This window comes from Mesorhizobium sp. WSM4846 (genome assembly GCF_055811415.1).
On sequence record NZ_JBVVPZ010000003.1, the window covers coordinates 37,630 to 49,645 of the forward strand.

Consider the following 12,016-nt stretch of genomic DNA (forward strand, 5'->3'; position numbering starts at 1 on the left):
TTCAGCGATGCGTCGCCTTGCTGGCCGTCTTGATCTCCTTGGCGAAGGGCCAGACCGTGCTCGCCATCGTTTCGATGCCGGATGCGCTAAGCGCCGAGCCGAACAGGAACCCCTGAACCAGGTCCGGCTTGACCTGCAAGGCCAGGATCTTGAGCTGCTCGTAAGTCTCGACGCCCTCGACAGTCACCGAAAGCCCCAGCGGCCGTGACAGATTGACGATGCCCTTGAGCAGTTCGAGCGAACGGCTGTTCTGGGTGACGTCCATCAGGAATGAACGGTCGATCTTGATCTTGTCGAGCGGCAGTTTGTGGAGATAGCTCAGGCTCGAATAGCCGGTGCCGAAATCGTCGAGCGCGATGCGCACGCCAAGCCGCTTCAATTCCTCGATATACTGACGCGTCAGCGACTTGTCGTCGAGCAGCGCCGTCTCGGTGACCTCGATCTCCAGGCGGCCGGCGGCGAGGCCGGAGCTGGCGAGCGCATCGCGAACCTTTTGCACAACGTCGCGGTTGCGAAAGTCCTTGGCCGAGAGATTGACCGAGACACTGGTCCGTGCTGGCCATTTGGCGCATTCGATGCACGCCGCATGCAGGACGAAGGTGCTGATCTCGGAGATGATGCCCATTTCCTCCGCCAGCGGAATGAAAATGCTGGGCGAGATCGGTCCGAGATCGGGGTGGTCCCAACGGCACAGCGCCTCGCAGCTGGCTATGCGCATCGTGCTCATCGCCACGATCGGCTGGTAAACCACCCGCAACGCCTTGCTTTCCACCGCAGTGCGCAGATCCGCCTTCATCAGCTGACGGTTGCGGAAAGCGGCATCCATCGATGCCTCGAACAGCCGCCAGGTGTTCTTGCCGAGTTCCTTGGCTTTGTAGAGCGCCAGGTCCGCCTTGACGATCATGGCGTCGACATCGGTATCCCTGACCCGCGACAGCACCGCGCCACCGCTGGCCTGGATACGCAGTCCGTGGCCGGCGACGTCGACCTCGCCCTGCAGTTCAATGAAAATCCCGTCGATTTGGCTGGTCAGGTGGCTCTCGTCCTCAACGCGGTCGAAGAAGGCCATGAACTCGTCGCCGCCGAAACGGCTGATGGTGACGCCTGGTCCGGCGAACGCTGCCAGCCGCTCCGCGACGGCGTAGATCAATCCGTCGCCGACCGGGTGGCCAAGCGTGTCGTTGACGCTCTTGAAGTCGTCGAGGTCGAGCACGGCGAGCCCGCAGAGACGCTCGAGGTCACCGGATGCCATGGCCTCCCCGATCAGCTCGTGGAAATAGGCGCGGTTGGGCAGGCCGGTGAGGCTGTCGTAGCGCGCCATGAAGCGGATCTTGCCTTCTGCCTCGACGCGGGCCGTCACATCCTCGAAGGTGATGACGCCCAGTTCCTGGCTGCCCTCACGCGCCGAGAACTCATAGTGCTGCCCGTTCGCGAGCGAGACGAGAACCTTGCGGTCGCGGCCCTCGCGCAAGGCGCGCGTAAGCTGGGCTTCGATGTAGCGGCAGTCCTTCGACGCCAGCATGCCGCCGGCAACGCCGCGCATCAGCAGGCCGTGGATCGATCGCCCGAGCAGCGCGTCGGGCGACTTAAGCGACATCAGATGCGCGGCTTCGGCGTTGGCTACCACCACCCGGCCGTCAGGGCCGAGCATGACAAGCCCGTGCGACATGGTGTTCAGCGCCCGATTGAAGCGCTGGGCGAGGCGGTTCGCCTTCTTCTCTTCGGACAAGGCGGCGAAAAGCACCTCCCTGACCACATCGGCGAAGCGTTTGATCGCGAATAGGAAGGGAGCCGACATCAGACCGAGGATCACATGGTAGACATCGCCACGCAGGATAAAGCCCAGCGAGATCGACCACGTCATGGTCATGATGAAGATCATGACCATCCTCGGGGAGCCGTAATTGCGGCCGGCGATCGCCGTGGCGGACGCCAGCGTAACGCAGACAGCGGCGATTTCGGCATAGTTGTCATGCGCCAAGTAGATGCCGGCGAAACAGAAGGTGCCCAGCATGAAACCATGCATGGAGCCGTAGAAAATGTAATCATTTTCGCGGCGGCGCGCCTCCTTCCAGTTCCTGGGTGACGGCGCGTTGCGGTATTTTCTGATGTTACGCAGGCGCAGAAATGCGACGATCAGAAATCCGGCGACCACCGCAATGTAGATCGGATCCCTGGTCTTCCAGTAGACCAGCGCGACCAGCAGGGTTTGGGCAAAGAATCCAATCGAAAGCGTCAGGCTGTCGCGGAACAGAGTTTCCACGAACGGAATGTAGACGTCGACCGGGATCTCGTTTTTTCTTTTCAGATTCACGCCTGAGTCCCACCCTAGGGAGCCAAGCTGTGTCACATCAGCCTTAAGAAAGATTTAGAGAGGCGGTTCCGGGCCTCACCATCAGGTCGGCTAATGCCAGGGGAAGCGACCCTTCAGGTAAACAAGACATATCGATCACTCGGCGGCCTGGAGTTCCGGCCGAGCCGGTGTCTTCGCCAGGCGATCGAGCAGCCTCAGGCGCTCGCCGGCCGCCTTTTCGGCGCTGGCCCGCCTGACGTGACCATAGCCGCGAATGAGCGCCGGCACCGAGGCAAGCGCTGCCGCGGCCTCGACCTTGCCTGGCGCCAGCGCGCCGGCGACCAGTTCCAGATCGGCCTCGTACTGCGCAAGAAGCTGCCGTTCCATACGCCTTTCGGAGCTGTAGCCGAACACATCAAAGACCGTGCCGCGCAAGCCTTTCATCGCTGCCAGCAGGCGGAATCCCTTCATCATCCAGGGACCGAAGCTCGACTTCCTCGGCTTGCCGTCCTTGCCGCGCCTGGCCATGATCGGCGGGGCGAGATGGAATTCGAGTTTGTCGTAGCTCTGGAACTGCTTGCCCAGTTCGGTGGCGAAGGAGCCATCGGTGTAGAGCCTTGCCACCTCGTATTCGTCCTTGATCGCCATCAGCTTGAACAGGTTGCTCGCGGCGGCCTCGGTCACATCAGTCGAACCGGGCGCCACGCTGGCTTCGGCCTTGCGCAGCACGGCCACTCTGTCGGCATAGCGCTTGCCATAGGCGGCGTTCTGATAGGCGGTGAGGAAGGCGACGCGGCGGGCGATGACGTCATCGAGCGTTTCGGCGACAGCGGTGTTCCGTGCAGCCGTGCCCGGCTGGACGACGAGGGCGCGCACGAAATCCGGCTGGTGGGCGGCGCGGCGGCCCCAACGGAAGGCTGAGACGTTCATCGCCACCGACTGGCCGTTGAGCTCGATCGCCTTTTCGACCGCCTCGGCAGACAGCGGCAAACCGCCGTGCTGAAAGGCGAAGCCGAGCATGAACATGTTGGCGCCGAGCGAGCTGCCGAACAGCGCGGTGGCGGTGCGGGTGGCATCGAAAAAATGCGCCTTGTCGTCGCCGGCGGCAGTGCTGATCGCCTTTTTCAGTCGTTCAACCGGCAGCGAGAAATCCGCCGACCGGGTAAACTCGCCGGGCATGATCTCCGCGGTGTTGGCGAGGAAGATCGTGTGGCCTTCGCGCACCGCGGCGAGCACCTTTTGGGCGCCCGACACGACGAGGTCGCAGCCAAGCACAAGGTCCGCCTTGCCGGCCGAAACGCGGATGGCATGGATATCGCGCGGGCTGCGCGCGATGCGGACGTGGGTGAACACCGAGCCGCCCTTCTGGGCAAGGCCGGCCATGTCGATCATGCCGCAGCCCTTGTCTTCGAGATGAGCCGCCATGCCAAGCACCGCGCCGATGGTGACGACGCCGGTGCCGCCGACACCGTCGATGATCGCCGCCCAGCCTTGGTCACCGAGCGGGAATTCCGCGGGCGCGGGCACGCCGTCGAGCGGGTCGGTGGTGCCGGCCATACCCTCGGCCTTCCTGATCTTGGCGCCATGCACGGTGACGAAGGACGGACAGAAGCCGTTGATGCAGGAGAAATCCTTGTTGCAGCTCGACTGATCGATCTTGCGCTTGCGGCCGAATTCGGTCTCGACCGGCTGGATCGACACACAGTTCGACTGCACCCCACAATCGCCGCAGCCTTCGCAGACCAGTTCGTTGATGAAGACGCGCTTGTCGGGATCGGGGAAGGTGCCGCGCTTGCGGCGGCGGCGCTTTTCGGCGGCGCAGGTCTGGTCGTAGATCAGCACGGATGTGCCCTTGACCGTGCGCAATTCGCGCTGCACGAGGTCGAGGTCGTCGCGGTGATGGATGGTGGCGGCTGCAGGGAATTCGACGTTGCCGGTATATTTGGCCGGTTCGTCGGTGACGATGGCGATCCGCTCGACGCCCTCGGCCCGCACCTGCCTGGCAATCATGTCCACGGTCAGGCCGCCCTCGTGCGGCTGGCCGCCGGTCATCGCAACGGCGTCGTTGTAGAGGATCTTGTAGGTGATGTTGGCGTCGGTCGACAACGCGAAGCGGATCGCCAGCGCGCCGGAGTGGTTGTAGGTGCCGTCGCCGAGATTCTGGAAGATGTGGTCGCGCTTCGAGAACGGCGCCTGGCCGACCCATTGCGCGCCCTCACCGCCCATGGCGGTGAAACCTACGGTGTTGCGATCCATCCACAGCGCCATGAAATGGCAGCCGATGCCAGCGGCGGCGAGCGAGCCGTCGGGCACCTTGGTCGAGGAATTGTGCGGACAGCCCGAGCAGAAGAAGGGCGTGCGCAAGGCAATGTCTGTTGTCTCGGCGAGCATCGCCTGGAACTGGCGAAGCTTTGCCACCCGCGCGGCGATCTCGTCCGACGGACCGATCGTCCGCAAGATTCTCTCGCCGAGCGCGATGGCGATGTCGTTGGGGTCGAGCGCGCCCTTGGCCGGGAACAGCCCGTCGCCGCGCTCGTCCTTCTTGCCGACGATGATCGGCTGCATGGCGGTGCCGTAAAGGTTCTCGCGCAGTTGCACCTCGATCAGCGAGCGTTTCTCCTCGACGACGACGATGGTGTCGAGGCCGCGAGCGAAGTCGGCGATGTGCTGCAGGTCGAGCGGCCACGGGGAGCCAACCTTGAACAGCCTGATGCCGATGCGGTTGGCGGCGGCTTCGTCGACGCCGATGTCTTCCAGCGCCTGACGAACGTCGAGATAGCTCTTGCCGATGGTGACGATGCCAAGCTTCGGACCACTGCCGCCGGAATAGACGATCCGGTTCAGCCCGTTGGCCTGGATAAAGGCCGAAGCGGCGGCCCGTTTGTATTCATGCAGTCGCTCCTCCTGGCCGAGCATGTCGATCTCGTTGCGGATGTTGAGGCCGCCAGGCGGCATGCCGAAGTCCGGGTTGACGATATCAAGCCGTTCGAGCGCGGCATCGACCGAAGCCGTCGATTCGATGTTGTCCTTAACGCATTTGATCGCCGCCCAGGTGCCGGCGAAGCGCGACATGGCAATGCCATAGAGCCCATAGTCGATGATCTCCTGGACCCCGGCCGGATTGAGGATCGGCACCATGGTGTCGACAAACAGGAACTCGGTCGCGTGCGCGTTGGTCGAGGATTCGGCCATGTGGTCGTCGCCCATCAGGGCGAGCACGCCGCCATGTCTTGACGAGCCGGCAAGATTGGCATGGCGGAAGACATCGCCGGAGCGGTCAACGCCCGGTCCCTTGCCGTACCAGACCGAAAAGACGCCGTCATGCGTGCCCTCCCCCAGCAATTCGGCCTGCTGCGATCCCCAGCAGGCGGTGGCCGCGAGTTCCTCGTTGAGGCCGGGCTGGAAGACGATGTCCGACTGGGCGAGCTGCTTCCTGGCCTTCCAAAGCTGCATGTCGAGGCCGCCGAGCGGCGAGCCGCGATAGCCGGAGACGAAGCCAGCGGTGTTCAGGCCAGCCCGGCGGTCGCGCTCGCGCTGCATCAAAAGCATGCGGATGACCGCCTGCGCGCCGGAAAGGAAGATGCGCTCCTTTCGCAGGTCGAACTTGTCGTCGAGCGCGACATCATGCAGCGTCATCAGGCATTTCCTCTGCGGAGGCCGCAGTTCGAGCGCAGCCAACGTCGGAGTTGGAGGCTGCAGTGTTTCTCCCCTTGCCGGGCAGGTCAAACAAAATCGAAGATGCCAGGCGAGGCGTAACAAACGATCCGGTCCACGCCCGATTCTGTAAGAAACGCGCACCAATTGGTCCGTCAGCGCCAAGAATATTCCGGCCGCGACCGATACCGGCGATGTCGCGTCAGCCGGCCTTCGAACAGTCGGGCTTGGGCGCGCCCGGCAGCTTGCCGTCCGGATGGCCGGCAAGCTCTGGATTGGGCGTATAGAGCTGATCGATGACCAGCGGCCGGTCGGGCAGGACCGATTGGTCCTGCGTCGACATCAGCGTGGTTTCGATCTTCTGGAGGATTGCACCGTTGGCATCCTTGATGCTGATCGATATCGCATAGGGCTTGTCCTTGACGATGCAGGAAAGCGCCGGGCTCTCCAGCGACACCTTGCCGAGCTTCGGCCAGACTTTCTGTTCGACGATCAGCGGCTCGCCGCCTGCTGGATTCTGGAAGCTGGCGACCGCCGCCTGTCCTTCTCCCAACGGCTGCAGCGGTCTCAGCGTGACGACAAAGGTTGCCCTTGCGAGGCGATAATTGAAGACGACCAGCCTGCCGGAAATCTCGAACAATCTGCCTTCGCCGTGCTTGCCGGTATCGCGGCAGGCGCCGAGCGTTGCCGCGGCCACGAGCATGGCGCCGACAACGATCAGGCGCAAGATTTTCCTAGACATTGGCGGTCCCTCTGGCTGCCGTTCGGCGGCGATAGTGGCGACTTGCCTTCTGGCGGTTGCCGCACACCGCCATGTCGCACCAACGACGGCTGGAATTGCGGCTTCGGTCGAGAAACAACCAGCTGCAATTGGGGCAGATCCTCAGCCTTGCGACGGTGTCAGCCTGCAGCAGCGACAGTGCGGAAACCGCCAGTGCCGCCTCGAAGGCGATGGGCGTCGCCGGATCGCCGAACGGCCGTCCCGGCGCACCGATCTCGGTTAGGCTGTCCGCGAGACCCTCGGCGCAGGCCTTCAGGAAGCAAGGCAGATCGCCTGTGGTGACCGCGCCCTTCGACACCGCTCGACGAAACAGCCGGTCGGTCGTCTCGCGGATCGCCAGCACGACCGGCGCGATCTTGTCCGGGAACGGCGCTTCGAGCCGCCTGCCGCCAAGCTCGGCGGCGCGAACGACGCTCGCCGCGTCGGCGAAACGGGCAATCTCAACCGAATCTTTGAACCGGTCGAAGGTTTTCCGGGAATCGCCGCGCAGCACGACGGTGTTCGCCGTGTCGAGCGCAAGAAGGCCGCCAGTGAAGCGGTGCGGGGTCCAGGAAACCGTCATGGGCGCCATTTCTAACCGATAAGCTGCATTTGACAAGTTAGATTGCCGATGCAAACCTGCTCCGCACGGACGCGGTTCTCCGCGATCCAAGGACATTCGCATGCTCTATTTCTTCCAGCAGGTGCTGAACGGGCTGCATTCCGGCGCGCTCTATGCCCTACTCGCCTTCGGCTATGTGCTGACCAACGGCATCCTGCACCGGACGAACCTCGCCTATGGGGCGCTGTTCGCCTTTTGCGGACAGACGATGATCCTCACCGCGGCCTTCGGCTATCAGGCCCTGTGGCTGACCCTGTTCGCGGCCGTCGCGCTCGGTATTGTCGCGGCGTTCCTGTATGCGGGGCTGATCAGCCATGTCCTGTCGCGCAGCATCTTCGAGCCGCTGGCCGACCGCACGCCCAATGCGATCGTGGTGACGACGCTGGGCATATTGCTGCTGCTGTCGGAGGCAAGCCGCATCGCCGCTGACACGCATGACCTGTGGCTGCCGCCAATGCTGGCCCAGCCCATCATTTTTGCGAAGGGGGCCAACTTCAATGCCACGCTGACGCTTATCCAATTGCTCGACTGCGGGATCGTCGTGGCAACCATTGTGCTCGCCTCCTGGGCGTTCGCCCGCTCGAGTTTCGGCCGGCGCTGGCGCGCCGTGTCCGACGACCCCAAAGCCGCCGCCATGTGCGGCGTCGACGTGCGCGCGGTGTTTCGGCACGCGGTGCTCGCCGGCGGCTTTTGCGCGGCGCTGGCCGGTGTCCTCGCCGGCCTTTACTATGGCAACATCAGCTTCGGCTCCGGCCTGGTCTACGGGCTGAAAATCCTGTTCGTGACGGCGGTGGGCGGCTATCTCTCGCCGTTGCGGGCAGCACTTGGCGCTGCCGCTTTCGGCATGGCCGAATCGCTGTGGGCCGGCTATTTTCCGGTCGAGTGGCGCGACGCCTGGATGTATCTGTTCCTCGTCGCCATGCTGGTGCTGATCGGCGCCGGGCGAGACCAGAGCAAGATCGTCTGACTGCGCCAACCCGGCAAGCGTTGGCTGCCACTTTGATTTTTGCGCATGATCCCTTCCGCGGCTGTTTCGCCCCTTCCCCATCCCACAAGATTGTTTTACTCGGTCTGCCCTGTGTTGACCCGCCGGGCCACGCACGGCATACCGTTGGGCCACATTGAAGCGGCGGAAAACAAGCGGGAATCGGCGCGCCGCTAATTCTTTGAGTCACGCACCGTGCTTTCCGAAATCGACACCGATTTTCGGGCTGATGCGTAAAGGGAGGAATGTATGGCAGGGCTTCTCACTCTATCCAGAACCATTGACCGTGTGAACGAGTTCATCGGAAAATGGGTGTCGTGGCTGATCCTGCTGGCAGTCCTGGTCAGTGCCGCCAATGCGGTCATCCGAAAGACGTTCGACATGTCGTCGAACGCCTGGCTGGAACTGCAGTGGTATTTGTTCGGCGCCGCCTTCATGCTGGCGGCCGCCTACACGCTGAAGCAGAACGACCATATCCGCATCGACGTCGTCTACGGCATGTTCTCGCGCCGCGTGCAGCACTGGATCGACCTTCTCGGTCACCTCTTTTTCCTGATGCCGTTCGTCACGCTGATGGTGATCTATTTCGTTCCCTATGTGTCGCTGTCGTTTCGCAGCGGCGAAATGTCGAACAATTCCGGCGGGCTGATCATCTGGCCGGCGAAGGCGATCCTGCTGGCCGGCTTTTTCCTGCTAGCGCTTCAGGGCATTTCCGAGATCATCAAGAAGGTCGCCATCATGCGCGGCGACATGGACGATCCCACCCCGTTCATATCGGTGCATGAGCAAGCCGAACTCGAAGCGAAGGCGCTCGCCGAAGAGGTGCGCTCGTGATCGAGTTCATCGCCCAGAACATGGCGCCGATCATGTTCGCCTCGCTGGTCATCTTCCTGCTGATCGGCTATCCGGTCGCCTTCTCGCTCGCCGCCAACGGCCTGCTGTTCTTCTTCATCGGCGTTGTGCTGTCACCCTATTCGGGCGGCTCGATCAATCTCGCTTGGCCGCTGCTGCACGCGCTGCCGGACAATTTCTACGGCAGCCGGGTGATGTCGAACGACACGCTGCTGGCCATCCCGTTCTTCACCTTCATGGGCATCGTGCTCGAACGATCGGGCATGGCCGAGGACCTGCTCGATACGATCGGCCAATTGTTCGGGCCGATCCGCGGCGGCCTCGCCTATGCCGTGATCTTCGTCGGCGCGCTGCTTGCCGCAACCACGGGCGTGGTGGCTGCCTCCGTCATCGCCATGGGCCTGATCTCGCTGCCGATCATGCTGCGCTACGGCTATGACCGCCGTGTGGCATCCGGCGTCATCGCCGCATCGGGCACGCTCGCCCAGATCATTCCGCCTTCGCTGGTGCTGATCGTTCTGGCCGACCAGCTCGGCCGCTCGGTCGGCGACATGTATGCGGGTGCGCTGATCCCGGGGATGGTTCTGACCGGCCTTTATACGATGTATATCGTGATCATGTCGATCATTCGGCCGAACTCGATGCCGGCGCTGCCACTTGAGGCCCGCACCCTCGGCCACGGTGTCCTGTCGCTGCTGTTCGCGGTGCTGGCGACAGTCGTGGTTTCCTACGCGGCGTATCGCTATCTGGCGCCCTCGCAGGGCCAAAACGCCGACATCCTCGGCGCCACCATCGGTGTGATCCTCATCTATGTCGTGGCAATCGCCGACCAGCGCCTGAAGATCAACATGATGTCGCGGCTGGCGCAGCAGGTGATCATCGTGCTGATCCCGCCACTGGCGCTGATCTTCCTAGTGTTGGGCACCATCTTCCTCGGCATCGCCACGCCGACCGAAGGCGGCGCCATGGGCGCTGTCGGCGCGCTGATCATGGCGGCGATGAAGGGGCGGCTGTCGCTGGATGTGGTCAAGCAGGCGCTGGCGTCGACGACGCGGCTGTCGTCCTTCGTGCTGTTCATCCTGATCGGCGCGCGCGTGTTCTCGCTCACTTTCTACGGCGTCAACGGCCATATCTGGGTCGAACACCTCCTGACATCGCTGCCGGGCGGCGAGATCGGCTTCCTGATCGGCGTCAACATCCTCGTCTTCCTGCTCGCCTTCTTCCTCGATTTCTTCGAGCTCGCCTTCATCATCGTGCCTCTTTTGGCGCCGGCCGCCGACAAGCTCGGCATCGACCTGATCTGGTTCGGCGTGTTGCTCGGCGTCAACATGCAGACCAGCTTCATGCATCCACCCTTCGGCTTCGCGCTGTTCTACCTGCGTTCGGTCGCCGCCCGGGTGCCCTATCTCGATCGCCTCACCGGCAAAAAGATCGCGCCGGTAACCACCGGCCAGATCTATTGGGGGGCGGTGCCCTTCGTGTGCATCCAGGTCATCATGATCGGCTTGACCATCGCCTTCCCGCAAATGGTGATGCACTACAAGGGCACGGCAGCGGACCCGGGCACGATCGACTACCAGGTGCCGGAAACGCCGAGCCTGTCGCCGCTCGGCGTTCCGCCAGCGGATGGCGGCACGGCGCCGACTGCGCCTGCACCGGATCTGTCGCAGCCGCCGAATTTCGGTGAAACGCCGGCTGCCAAGCCGGCAGCGCCAGCGCCCGATCTGTCCAAACCACCGAGTTTCAATTGACGCCGGAGGCTCTACAGACATGAAAGCGGTGCGGCTGGAGGGCGTCGGCAGCATCGCCCTTCGGGAGGTCGACAAGCCCGTGGCCGGGCCGGACGATCTCCTGGTACGAATCGAGGCCTGCGGCGTCTGCGGCACCGACCGGCATCTTTTCCATGGCGAATTTCCCTGTACGCCGCCGGTGACGCTCGGACATGAATTCTCCGGGATCGTCGAGGCGATTGGAACCGCCGTGTCCGGCTTTTCGGTCGGCGATCGCGTCACCGGCGATCCCAACATCGCCTGCGGGCACTGTCCGCACTGCCACGCCGGTCGCATCAATCTGTGCCATAATCTGGTTGCCATCGGCATCCGCCGCGACGGCGGCTTCGCCGAATATGTCGTGCTGCCTCAGAAGCAGGCCTTCCTCCTCCCGAAAGACCTGAGGCCGACGCATGGCGCGTTATGCGAGCCGCTTGGCTGCTGCCTGCATGGCGTGGACCTGGCGCAGATCAGACCCGGCTCCTCGGTCGCCGTGCTTGGCGGCGGCGTGATCGGCCTGCTCACCGTGCAACTGGCGAGGCTTGCCGGCGCGACGACAATCATCCTGTCGACGCGCCAGGCCTCGCGGCGTGCCCTTGCAGAAGAATTGGGCGCAACAGCGACGGTCGATCCAACCGCTTGCGACATCATCGACACGGTCGTCGGTTCGTCGGGCCTCCTGCCGGGTGGTGTCGATGTGGTGTTCGAATGTGCCGGCGTAAGGGACACGGTCGAGCAATCGATGCGGCTCGCCAGGGCCGGTGGCACGGTTGTCGTCGTCGGCGTGATGCCTCAAGGCATGAAGGCCGAATTCGAGCCTTTCGACCTGTTGTTCCGGGAATTGAGGGTGCTGGGGTCGTTCCTCAATCCGTTTACGCATCGCCGGGCTGCCGATCTCATCGCCTCGGGTGCGATCGAGATCGACAAGCTCATCTCCCGGCAGGTGACGCTTGAGGATGCGGCTGCGGTGATCGCCAATCCGCCTGCGCCAGGCGAGGTCAAGGTGCTGGTGCTGCCCCTCTGATCGGCAAATCAAAGTGTTTCGGCGCCACGCGTCCGAAGAACGCGTGGCGCCGAACAA

8 protein-coding genes are annotated in these 12,016 nt (G+C 63.4%); 4 read left to right on the plus strand and 4 right to left on the minus strand.

Annotation, left to right across the window (positions count from 1 at the left end; genetic code table 11):
* Nucleotide 1: 1 nt before the first annotated feature.
* From AC0L15_RS04150 to AC0L15_RS04165, 4 genes are all read right to left on the minus strand, one after another.
* Nucleotides 2-2,314: a putative bifunctional diguanylate cyclase/phosphodiesterase gene (locus AC0L15_RS04150; RefSeq protein WP_473495939.1), complete on the minus strand. Its 2,313-nt coding sequence runs from the start codon at nt 2,312-2,314 to the stop codon at nt 2-4.
* A gap of 135 nt (nt 2,315-2,449) precedes the next feature.
* Nucleotides 2,450-5,929 carry an indolepyruvate ferredoxin oxidoreductase family protein gene (locus AC0L15_RS04155; protein WP_473495940.1) on the minus strand — a complete coding sequence of 1,160 codons (3,480 nt, stop codon included), beginning with the start codon at nt 5,927-5,929 and terminating at the stop codon, nt 2,450-2,452.
* Between the two features lie 220 nt (nt 5,930-6,149).
* Complete coding sequence (locus tag AC0L15_RS04160; protein ID WP_287246678.1) at nt 6,150-6,689, minus strand: hypothetical protein; 540 nt, start codon at nt 6,687-6,689, stop codon at nt 6,150-6,152.
* A complete protein-coding gene (locus AC0L15_RS04165; protein ID WP_287246679.1) occupies nt 6,682-7,290 on the minus strand; it encodes a CGNR zinc finger domain-containing protein in 609 nt (202 codons plus the stop codon). Before AC0L15_RS04165 ends, AC0L15_RS04160 begins: the two co-directional genes overlap by 8 nt.
* 100 nt (nt 7,291-7,390) lie before the next feature.
* Between AC0L15_RS04165 and AC0L15_RS04170 the strand changes: the two genes are divergently transcribed.
* From AC0L15_RS04170 to AC0L15_RS04185, 4 genes are all read left to right on the plus strand, one after another.
* Complete coding sequence (locus AC0L15_RS04170; protein ID WP_287246680.1) at nt 7,391-8,296, plus strand: branched-chain amino acid ABC transporter permease; 906 nt, start codon at nt 7,391-7,393, stop codon at nt 8,294-8,296.
* A 267-nt stretch (nt 8,297-8,563) separates the two neighbouring features.
* Complete coding sequence (locus AC0L15_RS04175) at nt 8,564-9,148, plus strand: TRAP transporter small permease subunit (RefSeq protein ID WP_027151479.1); 585 nt, start codon at nt 8,564-8,566, stop codon at nt 9,146-9,148.
* Nucleotides 9,145-10,917, plus strand: coding sequence for a TRAP transporter large permease (locus tag AC0L15_RS04180; protein WP_473495941.1), 1,773 nt, complete (start codon nt 9,145-9,147; stop codon nt 10,915-10,917). The genes AC0L15_RS04175 and AC0L15_RS04180 overlap by 4 nt, the downstream gene beginning before the upstream one ends.
* A gap of 19 nt (nt 10,918-10,936) precedes the next feature.
* Nucleotides 10,937-11,959, plus strand: a complete 1,023-nt coding sequence (locus AC0L15_RS04185; protein ID WP_473495942.1) for a zinc-dependent alcohol dehydrogenase family protein — start codon at nt 10,937-10,939, stop codon at nt 11,957-11,959.
* Nucleotides 11,960-12,016: the final 57 nt, after the last annotated feature.

Coding starts and splice junctions, on each gene's coding strand:
- AC0L15_RS04160 (WP_287246678.1), bottom strand. CDS start 6,689: ATGTCTAGGAAAATCTTGCGCCTGATCGTTGTCGGCGCCATGCTCGTG.
- AC0L15_RS04165 (WP_287246679.1), bottom strand. CDS start 7,290: ATGACGGTTTCCTGGACCCCGCACCGCTTCACTGGCGGCCTTCTTGCG.
- AC0L15_RS04175 (WP_027151479.1), top strand. CDS start 8,564: ATGGCAGGGCTTCTCACTCTATCCAGAACCATTGACCGTGTGAACGAG.
- AC0L15_RS04170 (WP_287246680.1), top strand. CDS start 7,391: ATGCTCTATTTCTTCCAGCAGGTGCTGAACGGGCTGCATTCCGGCGCG.
- AC0L15_RS04185 (WP_473495942.1), top strand. CDS start 10,937: ATGAAAGCGGTGCGGCTGGAGGGCGTCGGCAGCATCGCCCTTCGGGAG.
- AC0L15_RS04155 (WP_473495940.1), bottom strand. CDS start 5,929: ATGACGCTGCATGATGTCGCGCTCGACGACAAGTTCGACCTGCGAAAG.